Annotated in this window: 16 protein-coding genes and 1 tRNA gene; 5 read left to right on the top strand and 12 right to left on the bottom strand. The window is 74.3% G+C overall.

The genetic code is table 11. From position 1 onward, the window contains the following. Positions 1–12: 12 nt before the first annotated feature. Entirely contained in the window at positions 13–453 is a 441-nt protein-coding gene (locus AC2A1K_RS02730; RefSeq protein WP_483894784.1) for a PPOX class F420-dependent oxidoreductase, read from the top strand. On the opposite strand, the gene AC2A1K_RS02725 is transcribed toward AC2A1K_RS02730, so the two are convergent. Together AC2A1K_RS02725 and AC2A1K_RS02720 are read right to left on the bottom strand one after the other, a co-directional pair. Continuing rightward, positions 443–1609 (bottom strand): cystathionine gamma-synthase, encoded by a 1167-nt coding sequence (locus AC2A1K_RS02725; RefSeq protein ID WP_483894783.1) that lies wholly within the window; start codon positions 1607–1609, stop codon positions 443–445. The genes AC2A1K_RS02730 and AC2A1K_RS02725 overlap by 11 nt on opposite strands. Before the next feature lie 7 nt (positions 1610–1616). After that, positions 1617–3020, bottom strand: a complete 1404-nt coding sequence (locus AC2A1K_RS02720; protein ID WP_483894782.1) for a cystathionine beta-synthase — start codon at positions 3018–3020, stop codon at positions 1617–1619. Positions 3021–3187: 167 nt separating this feature from the next. Between AC2A1K_RS02720 and AC2A1K_RS02715 the strand changes: the two genes are divergently transcribed. Beyond that, entirely contained in the window at positions 3188–4429 is a 1242-nt protein-coding gene (locus AC2A1K_RS02715) for an acetyl-CoA C-acetyltransferase (protein WP_483894781.1), read from the top strand. A gap of 256 nt (positions 4430–4685) precedes the next feature. Further along, positions 4686–5645 carry a hypothetical protein gene (locus AC2A1K_RS02710; RefSeq protein ID WP_483894780.1) on the top strand — a complete coding sequence of 320 codons (960 nt, stop codon included), beginning with the start codon at positions 4686–4688 and terminating at the stop codon, positions 5643–5645. Positions 5646–5897: 252 nt separating this feature from the next. Here the strand turns inward: AC2A1K_RS02710 and AC2A1K_RS02705 are convergent, their stop codons facing one another. Further along, positions 5898–6728 carry a Bax inhibitor-1/YccA family protein gene (locus AC2A1K_RS02705; RefSeq protein WP_483894779.1) on the bottom strand — a complete coding sequence of 277 codons (831 nt, stop codon included), beginning with the start codon at positions 6726–6728 and terminating at the stop codon, positions 5898–5900. Positions 6729–7027: 299 nt separating this feature from the next. Here AC2A1K_RS02705 and AC2A1K_RS02700 point away from each other — a divergent pair, with 299 nt between their 5' ends. Further along, positions 7028–7258, top strand: coding sequence for an antitoxin (locus AC2A1K_RS02700; protein WP_483894778.1), 231 nt, complete (start codon positions 7028–7030; stop codon positions 7256–7258). A gap of 88 nt (positions 7259–7346) precedes the next feature. On the opposite strand, the gene AC2A1K_RS02695 is transcribed toward AC2A1K_RS02700, so the two are convergent. From AC2A1K_RS02695 to eno, 9 genes are all read right to left on the bottom strand, one after another. After that, on the bottom strand, positions 7347–9614 hold the full coding sequence (locus tag AC2A1K_RS02695; RefSeq protein ID WP_483894777.1) for a SpoIIE family protein phosphatase: 2268 nt from the start codon (positions 9612–9614) through the stop codon (positions 7347–7349). A gap of 136 nt (positions 9615–9750) precedes the next feature. Further along, complete coding sequence (locus AC2A1K_RS02690) at positions 9751–10611, bottom strand: PIG-L deacetylase family protein (RefSeq protein WP_483894776.1); 861 nt, start codon at positions 10609–10611, stop codon at positions 9751–9753. 265 nt (positions 10612–10876) lie between these two features. Beyond that, positions 10877–10950: transfer RNA gene (locus AC2A1K_RS02685), tRNA-Leu, on the bottom strand. A gap of 33 nt (positions 10951–10983) precedes the next feature. Continuing rightward, entirely contained in the window at positions 10984–11760 is a 777-nt protein-coding gene (locus tag AC2A1K_RS02680) for a uracil-DNA glycosylase (RefSeq protein WP_483894775.1), read from the bottom strand. Beyond that, entirely contained in the window at positions 11744–12382 is a 639-nt protein-coding gene (locus tag AC2A1K_RS02675) for a hypothetical protein (protein ID WP_483894774.1), read from the bottom strand. Before AC2A1K_RS02675 ends, AC2A1K_RS02680 begins: the two co-directional genes overlap by 17 nt. Before the next feature lie 16 nt (positions 12383–12398). Next, positions 12399–13373, bottom strand: coding sequence for a Ppx/GppA phosphatase family protein (locus AC2A1K_RS02670; protein ID WP_483894773.1), 975 nt, complete (start codon positions 13371–13373; stop codon positions 12399–12401). Between the two features lie 419 nt (positions 13374–13792). Continuing rightward, positions 13793–14323, bottom strand: a complete 531-nt coding sequence (locus AC2A1K_RS02665) for a DUF501 domain-containing protein (RefSeq protein ID WP_483894772.1) — start codon at positions 14321–14323, stop codon at positions 13793–13795. Next, positions 14320–14994, bottom strand: coding sequence for an FtsB family cell division protein (locus tag AC2A1K_RS02660; protein ID WP_483894771.1), 675 nt, complete (start codon positions 14992–14994; stop codon positions 14320–14322). The genes AC2A1K_RS02665 and AC2A1K_RS02660 overlap by 4 nt, the downstream gene beginning before the upstream one ends. A gap of 5 nt (positions 14995–14999) precedes the next feature. After that, a complete protein-coding gene (gene eno, locus AC2A1K_RS02655) occupies positions 15000–16286 on the bottom strand; it encodes a phosphopyruvate hydratase (RefSeq protein WP_483894770.1) in 1287 nt (428 codons plus the stop codon). Between the two features lie 204 nt (positions 16287–16490). Here eno and AC2A1K_RS02650 point away from each other — a divergent pair, with 204 nt between their 5' ends. Continuing rightward, positions 16491–16922, top strand: coding sequence for a tetratricopeptide repeat protein (locus tag AC2A1K_RS02650; RefSeq protein ID WP_483894769.1), 432 nt, complete (start codon positions 16491–16493; stop codon positions 16920–16922). Positions 16923–16940: the final 18 nt, after the last annotated feature.

The raw sequence follows: 16940 nt of genomic DNA, 5'->3' as shown, positions 1-16940 counted from the left end.
CATCATCGAGGGATGACCTCCTCGCCCGCGTCGTTCGACCCCCGCGCTCTGCTCGCCGAGAGCCGCCTCGGTGTGCTCGCCACCATCAAGGCGAGCGGACTGCCCCAGCTCTCCCCCGTCCTGCCCTTCTACGAGCCCGCCAGGGGCACGCTGACGGTCTCGATGACCGAGGGCCGGGCCAAGACCGCGAACCTGCGCCGGGACCCCCGGGCGGCCCTCGAGGTCACCTCCGCCGACGGGCGGTCGTGGGCCACCGCCGAAGGTCCGGTGACGATCACCGGCCCGGGCACCGACCCGCAGGGTCCCGAGGTGCAGGCGCTCGTCGACTACTACCGCCGGGCCGCGGGTGAGCACCCGGACTGGGACGAGTACCGCGCGACGATGGTCGCCGACCGCCGCGTGCTCATGGTCATGACCGTCGAGCGGGTCTACGGCGAACGCATCAGGAGCTGAGGCGGTCGAGGGCCTGGCGCAGGTCGTCGACGAGGTCGTCGGCATCCTCCAGGCCGACCGAGAGGCGCACCAGGTCGGCGGGGACCTCGAGCAGCGAGCCCGCCGCCGACGCGTGGGTCATGGCGCCCGGGTGCTCGATGAGCGACTCCACCCCGCCCAGCGACTCGGCCAGCGTGAACACCTGCGTGGCGGCGCAGAGGTCGCGCGCGGCCTGCTCGCCGCCGGCCACCCGCACCGACACCATCCCGCCGAAGCGGCGCATCTGCTTCGCGGCGATCTCGTGGCCCGGGTGGTCGGCGCGCCCCGGGTAGAGCACCGAGGTGATCGCGGGATGCGCGGCGAGCACGTCGGCGACCCGCTCGGCGTTGTCGCTGTGGCGCTCCATCCGCACCGCGAGGGTCTTGAGCCCGCGCTGGGTGAGGAAGCAGTCGAACGGCGAGGGCACCGCGCCCATCCCGTTCTGCATCTTCCCGAGGACGTCGTGCAGCGCGTCGTCGTCGGTGACCAGCGCGCCACCCACGACGTCGGAGTGCCCGCCCAGGTACTTCGTCGTCGAGTGCACGACGACATGCGCGCCGAGCGCGATCGGGGTCTGCAGGTACGGCGAGGCGAACGTGTTGTCGACGACCAGCATGAGGTCGTGCTCGCGGGCCAGCGTGCCGAGCCCCGCGATGTCGGCGATGCCGAGCAGCGGGTTGGTCGGCGTCTCGCACCAGAGCACCTTGGTGTTCGGGCGGATCGCCGCCCGCACGGCGTCGATGTCGGCGGTGTCGACCGCGGTGTACTCGACGCCCCAGTCGCAGTAGACCGTGGAGATCAGCCGGTACGTGCCGCCGTACGCGTCGAGCGGGATGAGCACGTGGTCGCCGGGACGCAGGACGCCGCGCAGCAGCGCGTCCTCGGCGGCCATGCCCGAGGCGAACCCGCGGGCGTGGCGCGCGCCCTCGAGTGAAGCGAGCGTGGCCTCCAAGGAGGTCCGCGAGGGGTTGCCGGTGCGGGCGTACTCGTAGCCCGAGCGCAGGCCGCCGACGCCGTCCTGCGCGAACGTCGACGTCGCGAAGATCGGGACGACCACCGAGCCCGTCGTCGGATCCGGCTCCTGGCCGACGTGCAGGGCGCGGGTGGAGAAACCGTTCACCTCGTCCACCCTAGGCATAGGGCCCTCACGCCGGTCCACCCATGTCGTACCGGCTGCCGGTGGCCAGGAACGCGAGGATGTCGGCGCGCGTGACGATGCCCGCCGGGCGCCCGTCGACGACCACCAGGGCGCCGTCGCCGCCGCGCAGCGCCTCGACCGCCTTCGAGATCGGCTCGTTGCTCCCGAGGCTCGGCAGCGGGCGCGACAGGTGGCGCTCGACGGGGTCGGTGAGCGACGCCTGATCGTTGAAGACCTTGTCGAGCAGGTCGCGGACGGTCACCGCGCCCCGGACCTCGGCCGCCATGACCGGCGGCTCGGCCTTGACGATCGGCATCTGCGAGACGCCGAACTCACGCATGATCGACACGGCGTCCGCCACGGTCTCGTTCGGGTGGCCGTGCACGAGGTCGGGCACCGAGCCGTCCTTGCGCCGCAGGACGTCGCCGACGGTCCACTCGGTCGTGTCGGGCGCGAGGAAGCCGTACGAGGACATCCACTGGTCGTTGAAGACCGTGGACAGGTAGCCCCGACCGCCGTCGGGCAGCAGGACGACGATCACGTCGTCGGGGCCGGCCTGCGCCGCCACCTTCGCCGCCGCGCAGACGGCCATCCCGCACGATCCGCCGACCAGCAGTGCCTCCTCGCGGGCCAGGCGGCGCGTCATGGCGAACGAGTCGCCGTCGGGCACGGCGACGATCTCGTCGCAGATGTCGCGGTCGTAGGTCGTGGGCCAGAAGTCCTCGCCGACGCCCTCGACGAGGTACGGACGCCCGTCGCCGCCGGAGTACACCGAGCCGACGGGGTCGGCGCCGACGATCCTGACCCGGCCCTGCGAGGTCTGCTTGAGGAAGTGGCCGGTGCCCGAGATCGTGCCGCCGGTGCCGACGCCGGCGACGAAGTGCGTGATCCGCCCCTCGGTCTGCTCCCAGATCTCCGGGCCCGTGGTGGCGACGTGCGAGGCCGGGTTGGCGGGGTTGGAGTACTGGTTGGGCTTCCAGCCGCCCGCGGTCTCGCGGGCGAGCCGGTCGGAGACCGAGTAGTAGGACTCGGGACTCTCGGGCTCCACCGCCGCGGGGCACACGACGACCTCGGCGCCGTAGGCGCGCAACGCGTCCTGCTTGGCGACGCTGACCTTGTCGGGCACCACGAAGACGCAGTGGTAGCCGCGCTGCTGGGCGATGATCGCCAGCCCGATCCCGGTGTTGCCCGAGGTCGGCTCCACGATCGTCCCGCCGGGCTTCAGCTCCCCGGACGCCTCGGCCGCGTCGATCATCTTCTCGGCGATGCGGTCCTTCACGCTGCCGCCGGGGTTGAAGTACTCGACCTTGGCGAGCACGAGCGGCGCGTCCGGCCCGGTCGGCACCACGTGGTTCAGACGGACCAGCGGGGTGTTCCCGACGAGGTCGGCGACGTGCTCGACGTAGCGCATGAGGTCAATCTTGCTGGTTCGCCGCTCGGCGCGCCGCCCTCCCCCACGGTCGTGCCGGGCATCACGCCCGTGTCAGCGGCGCGGCCCCCTCGGCATGCTCGGCTGAAGGGCGGACCTTCGGTGTCCGTCATGCCACGCGCTCGCCTCGCGGTCGTAGGGTCGGCGGCATGGTCGCCCCTGGCCGCGAGGCCGTCATCGTGTCCGCCGTCCGCTCGCCCATCGGCCGCGCCCGCAAGGGCTCGCTGGCCGCGACGCGCCCGGACGACCTCACCGCGCAGGTGGTGCAGGCCGCCCTCGACGCGGTCCCGGCGCTCGACCCCGTCGAGGTCGAGGACCTCCTGCTCGGCTGCGGCCTGCCCGGCGGCGAGCAGGGGCACAACCTCGCCCGGATCGTCGCCGTCGAGCTCGGCCTGGATCGGCTGCCGGGAGCGACGATCACCCGCTACTGCTCCTCGTCGCTGCAGACCGCACGGATGGCCGCCCACGCCATCCGCGCCGGCGAGGGCGACGTCTTCCTCGCCGCCGGCGTCGAGACGGTGTCGCGGTTCGACAAGGGCAACTCCGACTCGCTGCCCGACACCCACAACCCGCTGTTCGCCGAGGCCGAGCAGCGCACCGCCGACGTCGCCGCGGCCGGCGCGACCGAATGGCACGACCCCCGCGCGGACGGCAAGCTCCCCGACCCCTACATCGCGATGGGGCAGACCGCCGAGAACGTCGCGCTCGCCGAGGGCGTCACCCGCGAGGAGATGGACCGCTTCGCCCTGCGCAGCCAGCAGAACGCCGCACGGGCGCAGTCCTCGGGGTTCTGGGCCCGCGAGATCACGCCGGTGCGCCTGCCCGACGGCTCGGTCATGGAGCACGACGACAGCCCGCGCCCCAGCACGACGTACGAGGCGCTCGCCGACCTCAAGCCCGTCTTCCGCCCCGACGGCCGCATCACCGCCGGCAACGCGTGCCCGCTCAACGACGGCGCCGCCGCGCTGGTGGTCATGTCCGCGGAGCGCGCCGACGCCCTGGGCATCACCCCGCTCGCGCGGATCGTGTCGACCGCGGTCAGCGCCCTGTCGCCCGAGATCATGGGGCTCGGGCCGATCGAGGCCTCCGCGCGCGCCCTGGCCCGCGCCGGGCTCACTGTCGCCGACGTCGACCTCGTCGAGATCAACGAGGCCTTCGCCGCCCAGGTGATCCCGTCCGCCCGCGGCCTCGGGATGAGCGACGAGGACATGGAGGCCAAGCTCAACGTCCACGGCGGTTCGATCGCCGTCGGCCACCCGTTCGGCATGACGGGTGCGCGCATCGCCACGACGCTCATCAACGGCCTGCGCACCCGCGACGCGACCCTGGGCCTCGAGACCATGTGCGTCGGCGGCGGGCAGGGCATGGCGATGGTGCTCGAGCGCTTGTGACTCCGGCGTTCCCTCCTGGGTGCGCGGGGTGAGGAGCGAGGGCGTCCCTGGGTGCGCGGGGTGAGGAGCGAGGGACGCCCTGACGGCGTCGGACGCAGTCAGGGAAGCCCTCGCTCTCCCGCCTCCCGCGACACAGAGCGCGCCGGCGCACGCACCGAGGGACGCCTCGACCGCGTGCCGTGCCGCGAGGGCGACTCCAGGTCCACTGTGCGACGGGGACGGAACCGGATGTCGGCGTCCGCCGTCAAACCGAGGTATGAGCCGACGTCGCACCATCGACTGGGTCGCCGTTCAGCAGGCGGCCCTCCATGACCAGATCCGTCACGCCGACCTCGTCGCCCTCGGCGTCCTCTCGAGCACGATCGCGCGACGTGTCCACAACGGCGTCTGGGACCGCAGCGCCTACGGAGTGATCTCGCTCACCGGAACACCGAGGGTTCCGTTGCAACGACTGTCCGCGGCGCTCCTCTACGGCGGAGACGGCGCTGTCCTGACCGGGGTCGCCGCCGCACGCCTGCACGGCCTCGAACGGCTCCCCGAGGACAGAGGCGCCGTGATGGTGCTCGTCGAGCACGGACGGCACCGCGTCTCCCGGGCGCCCATCACCGTCGAGCGCACCCGCCGTCTGCCGGAACCCTGCACGGTCGACGGACTCGCCGTCGCCCCCGTACCGCGCGCCGTCATCGATGCGGCGCGCCACATGCATGACCTCGACGAGATACGGGCGGTACTCGCCGAGGCGGTCCAGCGGCGGTTCACGACAGCCCGGGCGCTGCGGCGTGAACTCGAGGACGGGAGCAGCCGCGGCACCGCGCGGGTGCGCCTCGTGGTGGCGGAGATCGAGGACGGAGTGCGGTCCGTGCCCGAGGCGTGGGCCCGCTCCCTCGCCGCCACGATCCCGGAGCTGCCGCCGATGATGTGGAACCCGCGCCTCGTCCTCGACGACGGGACCTGGCTGGCCGATCCGGACGGGTGGCTCGACGACGTCGGGCTGGCGTGGGAGATCCATTCGTTTCGCCACCACGCCGACCCGGCCGCGTTCGACGACACCATGCGGCGCCAGGCCCGGATGACCGGCCGCGAGGTGCACGTCGTCGCCCACACACCCCGTCAGCTCCGCGACGAGCGGGCGCAGGTCCGGGCCGACCTCCTCGCCGGCTACGCCGCGGCGTCCCGCCGACCCCGGCCGGCTGTCCGCGCGCACCCGGCGGCATGAAACGGCGCGCCGCGCTCGGAAGGGAGGGCGTCCGTGCCTGCGTTGGACGCATCCAGGGCGTCCCTCGCTCCTCGGCCTCGCCGCTGCACGTGCCACACGAGGGCGTCCTCGAGTGCGTCCGACGCAGCCAAGGCGTCCCTCGCTCCCGCCCCGGACGCGCCGACGCAGCCAAGGCGTCCCTCGCTCCCGCCCCGGACGCACGGCGGCCCCTCCCTGCCGGTGCAGGAAGGGGCCGTCGTCTGGGGGACGTGCTCACTCGCGGAAGTAGCTCAGCAGGCGCAGGATCTCGATGTAGAGCCAGACCAGCGTGGTCATGAAGCCAAACGCGAGGTACCACGCGAAACGCGCGGGAACGCCGGCCTTGACCGCCTGGTCGGCCTGGTCGAAGTCGAGCATCAGCATGAACGCGCCGATCGCGATGCAGACCAGGCTGAAGATGATCGCCAGGGTGCCGCCGTCGCGCAGGCCCATGCCGCCGGGGACGAAGAAGCCCGCGACGAGGTTGGCCAGCATCAGCACGACCACGCCGATCGCGGCACCGATGACCATCTTGGTCAGGCGCGGCGTCACGCGGATGGCGCCGGTCTTGTAGACGACCAGCATGCCGATGAAGATGCCGAGCGTGCCGAGGACCGCCTGGACGCCGATGCCGGCGAAGCTGGAGCCGTTGGGCGAGGTGGCGAGGTTCTGGAACACCCCGGTGATCGCGCCGAGCGCCATGCCCTCGGCCGCCGAGTAGCCGAGCACCAGGAACTTGTTGGTGCTCTGCTTGAAGATGATGACGAGCGCCAGGACCAGGCCGACCACGAAGCCGAGCAGGCCCAGCACGTAGAGCCCGCTCCACGCGGTGGCGACGCCGACCGCGAGGGCGAGGACCACGTTGATCGCGGTCTTCTGGACCACGTCGTCGACGGTGAGCGGACGGTCGTCGGCCGCCGCCGTCGGCATCGGGCTGCCGCCCCCGCCGAACATGCCGCCCGCTCCAGCCATGCCGGCCGGGGCCTGGGCTGCGGGGCCGAACCGCGCATACCCACCCGGTGAGGTGGGCAGGTTGCGGAACGCCGGGTTGCTGCTGGTGCGCACCTCTCGTCCTCCTCCTACGCGAAGCCGGCCCCGGAGACGGGATGCCTCCGGCCGGTTCGACCGCGGACTAACGTCCACTTGGTCCAACGACGGACGGGGTGGATCGGTTCCCGCCTCGGTAAAAAGAACTTTACCGGATCGGCCGTGAACGCAGCGTGTCCGCTTCGCCCCGGGATGGGACACGGAGCGAAGTCTATCGACCCGATCGGAGGCACTCGGGTGGGTCCGAGGTGTCGGCCTGCGACAGGACGGGAAACAGGCACCTCGGAACCTCGCAAGCAGCGACGAGGAGGATGTCGATGGTGGACTTCGGCAAGATGGTGGACAAGGCCAAGGACTGGGCGGGCAAGAACCCCGAGAAGGCCGACTCGTACGTCGACAAGGGCGTGGACACCGTCGGCCAGCGCCTCGGTCACGAGGAGCAGGTCGGCCAGGCCGGCGAGAAGGCGAAGGACTACCTGCACGGCGACCGGCAGGAGGGCCAGGCACCCCCGCCCCCGCCGCCGGGCGAGGAGCCCCCGCGGCCCTGACGGGCCCGAGCACGACCCGAGCACGACGGAGACGATCACGGCCCGGTCCCGCACGACGCGGGGCCGGGCCGTGGTCCGTCGTGCGGGGCTACGCCGGCGCCGGCCCGTCCTCGCCCTCGATGCGGATCGCGAGCAGCACCGCGTCGTCACGCAGCCCGTCGACGCCCAGCATGCCGAGCAGCCGATCGCAGAGCTCCTCGACGGGCATGTCGGACGCCTGCGCGGCGAGGGTGTCGGCGATGAGCTGCGTCCGGTCGTCCGGGTCGGCGCCGGGCGCCTCGATGAGGCCGTCGGTGTGCAGGACGAGCAGGTCCCCCTGGCCGCAGCGCACCGAGGTCTCCTCGCGCGTGATCGCGCGGGTCGCCCCGATCAGCGGCGAGAGGTTGCCGGTGAGCAGCTCCACGGTGCCGTCGGCGCGGCGCAGCAGCGGGGGCGGGTGACCGGCGTTGGAGTAGCGTAGCAGCCAGCCGCCGTCCTGCCCGTCCAGCGAGCCGCGCTCGAACCGGGCGTAGACGGCCGTGGCCATCGCGGCCATGCCCAGGCCCTGCACGACGTCGTCGCACCGGTCGACGACGTCAGCCGGCCCGAGGCCCTCCCACGCGTAGGAGCGCAGCACCCCGCGCAGCTCCCCCATGGCGGCCGCGGCGCGCAGGTCGTGGCCGACGACGTCGCCGACGGCGAGACCCACGGCGCCGTCGGGCAGGGCGAGCATGTCGTACCAGTCGCCGCCGACCTGGGCGCCGTCGGTGGCGGCGAGGTACCGCGACGCGATCGACATCCCGGGCATGTGCGGCACCGCGGGCAGCAGGCTGCGCTGCAGCGTCTCGGCCGCGCCGTGCTCGCGGGCGTAGAGCCGGGCGTTGTCCAGGGCGAGCCCGGCGCGGGCGGCGAGGTCGGCCGCGAGGTAGAGGTCGCGCTGCGAGTAGCGCCGGCCGTAGGGCAGCTCGGTGCCCAGCGTCAGCGACCCGAGCACCTGGCCGCGGGCGCGCAGCGGGACGACGATCGCCGAGCGCGGCCGGAGCGCCTCGTAGCGCCGCAGGAGCTCGGGCTGGTCGGCGATGCCCGCGGGCCGCACCGGGAGCTCGGCGAGCAGCGCCGGCGTGCCGCTGGCGAGGGCCTCGCCGATGGGGTCGCTGCCGTCCTCGGTGGGGCTGACCCAGCGGCCGAGGCCGTGCACCTCCTCGCTCTTCGAGTCGTCGCGGTGGTTGACCGCCGCGCGGCGCACCGTGGTGTTGCCGTCGGCGTCCTCGAGCAGATCGACGCAGCAGAAGTCGGCCATCGCCGGCACGACGATACCGGCGAGGGCCTTCGCGACGCCGGTCGTGTCGAGACTCGCCGACATCGCCGACGTCGACTCGGTCAGCAGGCGCAGCTGCTCCCGGGTCTCCTCGGCGGCGGCGAGCGCGGCGCGGCGCTCGTTCTCGACCATCACGCGCTCGGTGACGTCGGCCTGCACACCGACGAAGTTGACGACCCGGCCGCCGCCGTCGAGCACCGGCGTGATCGACACCTGGTTCCAGAACGCGGTGCCGTCGCGCCGGTAGTTGAGGAGCACCTCGGTGATGGCGCGCTCCTCGGCGAGCGCCGTGCGGATGCGCGAGATCGAGGCCGGGTCGGTGTTCGGACCCTGCAGGAAGCGGCAGTTGCGCCCCATCACCTCGTCGAGCTCATAGCCGGTCAACCGCGTGAACGCCGGGTTGACCCAGACCAGCGGGTTCTGCTCGCGCGCCGGGTCGGAGATCGTGAACGACAGCTCGGTGGCCACCACCGCGCGGTCGCGCACCATCTCGAGGTGGCGCTGCGCGCCGGCGCCCGAGAGCTGCAGGAACACGACGAGCGCGAGGCGACGCTCATCGGCGTTCACCGCCTCCGAGAGCGGGAAGCCGGTGACCCACAGCAGGCGCCCCTCGGCCTCCTCGCGCTCCTCCTCGGTGGCGTCCGAGCCGCGCCGGGCGGCGTCGGCGATCGCGACGGGCTCGCCGGAGACCGGGATGCCCTGGGCGACCCGCGAGAGCGGGGACGCCGTGTCGCGCATGGGGCGACCGGACAGGTCGGTGAGACCCGCCGCCTCGCTCCACGCGTCGACGTCGAGCGGGAGGGTGGCCCGGCCGCCGGTGAGCCCGGCCGCCGAGTCGTTGGCGTAGGTGACCAGGCCCTGGCCCAGGTCGATGAGCGCGACGGCCGCCGGAGCGGTGTGCAGGACCGACGGGAGGTCCGACTGGTCGAGGCCGTTCGACGGAGCGACGGTCTCACGGACGCGCTGGGCCTCGGCGGCGTAGTCGGTACCCAGGCCGGGGGCCGACTCGGGAATCTCGGTCGCCACCTCACCGTGGTCGCCGTTCGTCCAGCCCGTCACCTGTCGGAGCCTATCGGCCCCGCGCCGTGACCGGCCCGCGTGTGACCCCCACGAGTGCGCACGCCGAGGCGGAGCGCCGACCGGTCGGGCGAAACGGAGGATGTCGGGACACCCGGACGGGCGACGGGGGACGCGCTCACACCAGAAAGACCTCACGGGGACCGGGAGCCGAGCCGTCGGGCAGTTCACGGTCGCGTCCGGGACGGCCACCGAACGCTGCGCTGGCCGCCAGTTTACGAGCTTGCACCGTCTCCGACAGCGCGAGCTGGCGCGCTCGCCGCCACGGCACCTCCGCCGACTCCGGACCGGCCCAGCTCCAGGCCTGGTCGAGCCACCGGACGAGGCGCACGCGGTAGGCGGCGCACACGATCTCCGCGGCGCGCCCGGCGGCCTCGTGGTCGTCGTCGCCGTCGCCGGACCAGGGTGCGAGCACGCACAGACCGTGCGGGTCCTCGGCGAAGCCGACGATCTCGCTCAGCGCGGCGACGACGTCGGCCTCGCGCCCGGCGAGGGCGGCGTCCGGGAGCCCGAGGCGGTGCCGGCGGACCTCCGCGACGCCCAGCGCGTCGTACGCCTCCTCGAGCTCGGCCTCGTCGGAGTCCACCGACGCCTCGGAGGCCGGGTCGTCGTCCGCGGCGTCGTCCAGGCGCGCCAGCACCGAGGCCAGCGTGTCGGGGTCCGCGAGGTCGTCCGGACGCACCACGAGATCGCCGAGCGGCCGCTCCGGTCCGCGGGGCACCGCCAGCCCTTCCGGCGGCGTGCAGGTGCGGCCCGGGCCGTCGGTCAGCGCGAGGACGTCGACCGAGGCGTGCCGCGCGGCGAGCCGCCGCAGCAGACCGCCGGCGGCGCGGATCTCGTCGCGCGGGTGCGGTGCGACGACGACGAGCCGCCGGCACGCGCGCAACGTCAGCGGGCGCAGCACCTCGAGCTCGCGCCACGGCGGGCGGGCGCCCCCGGGCGCGGGGATCCGTCCCGACAGGTCCCCCTGGTCAGCCACGGCGCTCACCTCCTCCCCGCGAGTCTCGCCGATCTTCTCGCCCGATCGGAGCAGCTATCGAGGGTCGGCGTCGAGCGGTCCGTCCGGGGCGTCCGAGCGGTCACCCACATTCCCACACGGCGACACACCGACCGCTCTTCGCGTGAACGCTGCGACGGGCGGGTGACGGGAATCCGGCCCGAGGGGGTCGAGCCGGTGACCCCCCGGCGTCCTGCGCGGTGACGAGAGGCCGACCGGGGACCGCTCGGGCGCAGCCGAGGTGCCGTACCCCCGGTGGGGCTCGAACCCACACTGCGGCGATTTTAAGTCGCCTGCCTCTGCCGATTGGGCTACGGGGGCGTGCGGCCTGTCCTGGCCGAGCCGGTCGACACCCTAGCCGCCGCGGCGCCGCGGAGAGGCCGGTTCCAGGCCGGCCGCCACCGCGGCGTCGGCGAGGACGTCCTCGAGCATCGCCGGGGTCAGCCGTCCGGTGAAGGTGTTCTGCTGGCTGACGTGGTAGCAGCCGAAGAGCTCCAGCGGGGCCGCGTCGCCGGATCCCGGAGCGAGGGTCACGTGCGCCGCATGCCCGAAGGGCGGGCGCGGCTTCGGGACGACCCAGCCGGGGTGCCCGCCCGCGGGATCCGGGGTCGCGAGCACCGGCAGCAGGGCTTGCCACCCGAACCCGCCGAGCACGACGACGGCGCGCACGGTGTCGCGGAGCAGCGCGAGCTCCCGCGCGAGCCACGGGCGGCAGCGGTCGCGCTCGGCGGGTGTCGGCTTGTTCTCCGGCGGGGCGCAGCGCACGGGGGCGGTGATGCGGGTGCCGTACAGCTCGAGGCCGTCGCCGATCGCCACGGACGTCGGCTGGGAGGCGAGCCCGACGGCGTGCAGGGCGGCGTAGAGGACGTCACCGCTGCGGTCGCCGGTGAACATGCGCCCGGTCCGGTTGGCCCCGTGGGCGGCCGGGGCCAAGCCGACGATCAGCAGCCGCGCGTCGGTCGCCCCGAAGCCGGGGACCGGCCGGCCCCAGTAGGTCTCGTCGCGGAAGGCGGCGCGCCTGGTCGCGGCGACCTCCTCGCGCCACGCCACGAGGCGCGGGCACGCGCGGCACTCGGCGACGGCTGCGTCCAGCGACGCCAGGCTCGTGACCGTGTCAGCGGTACCAGGCACCCCAGGCCTCCCGCGCGGCGAGCACCGCCACCACCGCCGACACCGCGGGCGCGGCCACCGACGGCGCGACCACGGTGCTCGCAAGCAGGTCCACCCCGGACGCCGCGACGAGCACCGCGGACAGCGCCACCACCAGCACCGGCGGGGCGGCGGGACCGACCCGCGGGTCGCGGTCGGCGCCCTCCCGCCGGGAGGCGCGCGCGTCCAGCGCCACCAGCACCGGCAGCGCAACGGCGGCGGCCAGACCGAGCAGGCCGCCCACGAAGGTCTCCCCCGGGCGCGGCGGCGCCAGCGCGTCGAGGACGGCGTCGACGGCGCTGTACACCGCGAGGATCACGAACGACACGGTCATCGCCCGCACGGCGCGGTGCTCGCGGCGCGCGGGGTCGCCGGCGAACTGCCAGCGCACCGGGAGCGCGGCACCCAGCGAGATCGCCAGGTGTGCGGCGAACGCCGCCACGCTCGGTAGCGTCGGCCCGTTGCCCAGGAGCCAGGCGGCGACCGCGAGGACCGTGGTGTGCACGACCGTCACGGCCACCAGCGCCCGCACCCGCCGGGCGAGCACCAGCGCCGCTAGCGGCAGCACGCCCGCGCCGGGCGGATCCGCGGGCTGGATGGTCACGGTGCCGTCACCGATCTCACCAGCGAGCGGCGAGCGCCCGCACGATCCCGTCGAGGATGTCGTGCTCGGAGACGACCAGCTCGGTGACGTCGGTGCGCTCGGCGAGCTCGTCGGCGAGCACGCGCATCACCAGGGACCCGCCGCCGATGACGTCGACGCGGCCCGGGTGCATCGGGCCCAGCGCGGCCCGCTCGTCGCGAGGCATCCCCTCGAGGCGCCGGGCGGTGGCGCGCACGTCGTCGAGACCCAGACGCGAGAGGTGGATGCGCTCGGGGTCGTAGGTACGCAGGTCCAGGGCGACGGCCGCGAGTGTGGTCGCCGTCCCCGCGACGGCCACCCAGGTCTGGACGTCCTCGACGGCCACCTCGGTGAACGCCGGGGCGAGCGTGGCGCGGGTGAACTCCTCGGCCTCGGCGGTCTGCTCGGCGCTCGGCGGGTCGTCGTGCAGGAACTTCTCCGTCAGCCGCACGCAGCCGACGTCGGTGGAGCGGGCGCCGGTGACCTCCGCCCGCACGGCGTCCCAGGTGCCGGTGACGATCTCGGTGGAGCCGCCGCCGACGTCGGCGACGACGAACGGTCCCTCGTCGGGGTCGAGGTCGGCGACGGCGCCGGCGAACGACAGCCGCGCCTCCTCGTCACCGGTGATGATGTCGGCGTCGACGCCGATGACCTCGCGGACGGCGCCGAAGAACTCCTCGCGGTTCTCCGCGTCGCGCGTCGCCGAGGTGGCGCACACGCGGACGGTGTCCGGGCCCACCGCGACGCCGTGCCGGCGCAGCATCTCGGCGTACGCGCCGAGGGCCTCGCGCGTCCGGGCCAGCGACTCCGGAGCCAGGCGGCCGGTGGCGTCGACGCCCTGGCCGAGACGGTTGATGCGCATCTCCCGGTGGACGTCGCGCAGCCACGCCGACCCGTCCTCGCGGACCGTCACATCGGCCACCAGCAGGCGGATCGAGTTGGTTCCGCAGTCGACGGCCGCGACCCGTGGCATGGGCGCTCCCTGCACCAGACGTCTCCCCGGTGGACCGGGCTGGAGACGACGCTAGCGAGGTCTCCGCCGTGGTGCCGGGCGCGGGGTGGTTCCCAGCCCGCGACGTGGTCGAACCGGTCGCCGGACGCCCCCGGCGGGAGGGCCGTCCGGCGACCGGTCCGCGGATGAGGAACCGTCGGGCTGCCGCGAAAGGGCGCCGTACGGCGGGTCGCCACCCGGTGCGCGGCGGGCCGTCCGCACCGCCGCGCTCTGCCGGTCGGGGGAACCAGCGCCTCCATCCTGGGCCGCGCGGGGCACCCGATCAATGCGGGACGGGGGTCGTGACCGGGCCAGGGGAAAGGTCCACCGTTCCGTGGCCCGCAGGCCACGGTGCGTGCGTTCCGGTCGCTCGTCGCGGCCGCCGTGTGGGGCTGGTCGTGTCAGCCCGAGGAGTCGGCGTGTTCTGCGCCGTCCCGAGCCGGAACGCAGGGTCCCGCGCGCCACCAGTCGTCGAGCCGGTCGAGGGTCTCGTCGCCGGCCGGGTTCACGCCGGGGCCGCGGGCCAGCGTGTGGGCGACGTGCACGTGCAGGCACTTCACCCGCTCGGGCATCCCGCCGGCGCTGACCTCGGTACCGAGCGGCTCGATCGCGTCGCGCTCCGCGAGGTAGTCGGCGTGCGCCGTGGCGTAGCGGGCCGCGAAGTCGGGGTCGGTGTCGAGCCGCTCGGTCTGCTCGCGCATGAGCCCGTCGGCCTCGAGCGTGCCGATCCGCGAGGTCAGCCGCGGGCACGTCGCGTAGTAGAGGGTCGGGAACGGCGTGCCGTCCTCCAGGCGCGGCGCGGTCTCGACGACGTCGGGCAACCCGCACGGGCAGCGGTGCGCGACGCGCCGCAGCCCGCGGGGTCGTCGGCCGATCTGGGCGGCGACGGCGGCGCGGTCCTCGTCGGTGGGGGGGTCGTCGACGTCACTCACGGGGTCGTGCCGAGCGTCGTGCGCGCCACCCGGGCGTACCAGGGCAGCTCCGCCTCCTCGGGCGGCAGCCCGGCGCGCGGGTCGGTGTCCCGGGGGTCCCGCGGGTTGCCGGCGTCGCCCGGGAGCTGCACGCGGTACGGGACCTCGCCGGGCCGCGCGTAGCCGAGGCGCTCGCGCGCCAGGGCCTCGACGTGCGCGGGGTCGCGCAGGGCCGCGCGCTCGTCGGTGAGCGAGCGGACGTCGCCGGCGAGGCGCTCCTGCTCGGCGGCGACGGCGGCGAGCTCGTGGCGCTGGGTGACGTAGTTGCGCAGCGGCACCGCGACGGTCAGGGCGACCGCGCAGACGACCACGGCGAGCACCGCGGCCCGCCGGGCGGTGGAGAGCCCGAGCGCGCCGCCGGTGGCCTGGGCGGCGCGGCGGGCGCGCGCGGCGGCGGCCGCCGTGCCGGAGGGGACGCGCAGCGGGCGCCGGCGCACGACCCGCTGCGGGTCGCGGCGGGGTCCCTGGCGGGCGCGGGTGCGGGACGGGGACGACCCCGTCGTTCGTGTGCCCGTCCGCTCGCTCCCCCGGCCGCCGCGCCGACCGCGCCCCCGTCCCGCGCCGGACCGCCCCGTCGAGCGGTCGGCCGGGCCGTCGGGCGTGCCGGACGTGTCGCGGTCGGCGGGGGGCACGCGGCTCAGACGTCCGGGTCGAAGCGCGGGAAGGCCAGGTCGCCGGCGTAGCGCGCGGCGTCGCCGAGCGCCTCCTCGATGCGCAGGAGCTGGTTGTACTTCGCGACACGCTCGGAGCGGGCCGTCGCGCCGGTCTTGATCTGCCCGCAGTTGGTCGCGACGGCGAGGTCGGCGATCGTCGTGTCCTCGGTCTCGCCGGAGCGGTGGCTCATCATGCAGCGGTAGCCGTACTGCTGGGCGAGGCTGACCGCGTCGAGCGTCTCCGAGAGCGTCCCGATCTGGTTGACCTTGACGAGCAGGGCGTTGGCGGCGCGGCGCTCGATGCCCTCCTCGAGGCGCTCGATGTTGGTGACGAACAGGTCGTCACCGACGATCTGGATGCGGTCACCGATGTCGCCGGTGAGCTTCGTCCAGCCCTCCCAGTCGTCCTCGGAGAGCGGGTCCTCGATGCTGACCAGCGGGTACGCGTCGAGCAGCTCGCCGTAGTACGAGCTCATCTGCGCGGCACTGCGGGTCTCGCCCTCGAAGGTGTAGACGCCGCTGGAGAAGAACTCGCTCGCCGCCACGTCGAGGGCCAGCACGACGTCGCGGCCCGGCGTGTACCCGGCGTCGCGGATCGCGGTCACGATCAGGTCGAGCGCCTCGCGGTTGTTGGGCAGCGACGGCGCGAAGCCGCCCTCGTCACCCAGGCCCGTCGACAGCCCCTGCTTCTTGAGCACCTTCTTCAGCGACTGGTAGACCTCCGCGCCCCAGCGCAGGGCCTCCCGGAAGGACTCCGCGCCGATGGGCGCGATCATGAACTCCTGGACGTCGACGCCCGAGTCGGCGTGGGCGCCGCCGTTGAGGATGTTCATCATCGGCACCGGCAGCACGTGGGCGTTCGGGCCGCCGATGTAGCGGAAGAGGTCGAGTTCGGCGGACTCCGCGGCGGCGCGGGCCACGGCGAGCGAGACGCCCAGCAGCGCGTTGGCGCCCAGGCGCGACTTGTCCGGCGTGCCGTCGAGGTCGATCAGCTTCTGGTCGACGACGCGCTGCTCGGCGGCATCGATGCCGACGAGGCCGGGGCCGATCTCGTCGAGGACGCCCGCGACCGCGCGCTCGACGCCCTTGCCGAGGTAACGGGAGTCGTCGCCGTCGCGCAGCTCCACCGCCTCGTGCTCACCCGTGGACGCCCCGGAGGGCACCGCGGCGCGGGTCAGCGTGCCGTCGTCGAGCGCCACCTCGACCTCGACCGTGGGTGTGCCCCGCGAGTCGAGGATCTCCCGTGCGCCGACCTGCTCGATGACCGCCACGGACCATGCCTCCGAATGCTTGATCGCTTCACCGCGCCCCGGGGCACGGCACGTCGACCGCATCGTAGACGTCGCCGGCGAGCCGTTCGGCGCGCCACGCACAGGAGACGGAGCAGACAGGGGACACGCCGACAGGGGAGCTCGACCGGTCGACGGCGCCGGCCACCCTCGCGCCGTTCCGTGACGCGGCCTACGGTGGCAGAGATGTCCGCCGCGCAACCCGAACCCGCCGAACCGGACAACCCTCGGGCCGCCTCCGCGGTGGACGAGTTCCGCCGGGCCGAGGAGCTCCTCGAGCGCCGGCGCCCGCTCGACGCCCTCAAGGCCCTCGCGCCGCTGCTGGAGACCGAGCAGGCCGCCGCGTCGGTGCACCTGCTCGCCGCGCGCGCCTTCCTCGCGTCCGCCCAGTTCCGGCGCGCCGAGGAGGGGTTCCTGCGCGTGCTCGAGCTCGACCCGTCGGACCACTACGCGCGCTTCGCGCTCGGGCGCACGCTGCAGCGTCAGAGCCGGCTGGCCGAGGCGCGCACGCAGCTGCGCATGGCGGCCGCGATGGACCCGCGCCCGGAGTACCAGGAGGCCCTCGGCGAGGTCAGCGCCTCGATCGCCCTGCGCTCGGACCGCGCCGGCGGAGCATGATCCACGGAAGATTTCGGA

It is taken from the genome of Actinomycetospora sp. 2LY8.5 (assembly GCF_057180585.1).
This window is presented reverse-complemented; position numbering and strand designations above follow the sequence as displayed.

What these genes read in the sequence shown, in the direction of transcription:
- AC2A1K_RS02730 (WP_483894784.1), top strand. Translation starts at nt 13, where the DNA reads ATGACCTCCTCGCCCGCGTCGTTCGACCCCCGCGCTCTGCTCGCCGAG.
- AC2A1K_RS02725 (WP_483894783.1), bottom strand. Translation starts at nt 1,609, where the DNA reads ATGCCTAGGGTGGACGAGGTGAACGGTTTCTCCACCCGCGCCCTGCAC.
- AC2A1K_RS02720 (WP_483894782.1), bottom strand. Translation starts at nt 3,020, where the DNA reads ATGCGCTACGTCGAGCACGTCGCCGACCTCGTCGGGAACACCCCGCTG.
- AC2A1K_RS02715 (WP_483894781.1), top strand. Translation starts at nt 3,188, where the DNA reads ATGGTCGCCCCTGGCCGCGAGGCCGTCATCGTGTCCGCCGTCCGCTCG.
- AC2A1K_RS02710 (WP_483894780.1), top strand. Translation starts at nt 4,686, where the DNA reads ATGAGCCGACGTCGCACCATCGACTGGGTCGCCGTTCAGCAGGCGGCC.
- AC2A1K_RS02700 (WP_483894778.1), top strand. Translation starts at nt 7,028, where the DNA reads ATGGTGGACTTCGGCAAGATGGTGGACAAGGCCAAGGACTGGGCGGGC.
- AC2A1K_RS02670 (WP_483894773.1), bottom strand. Translation starts at nt 13,373, where the DNA reads ATGCCACGGGTCGCGGCCGTCGACTGCGGAACCAACTCGATCCGCCTG.
- AC2A1K_RS02650 (WP_483894769.1), top strand. Translation starts at nt 16,491, where the DNA reads ATGTCCGCCGCGCAACCCGAACCCGCCGAACCGGACAACCCTCGGGCC.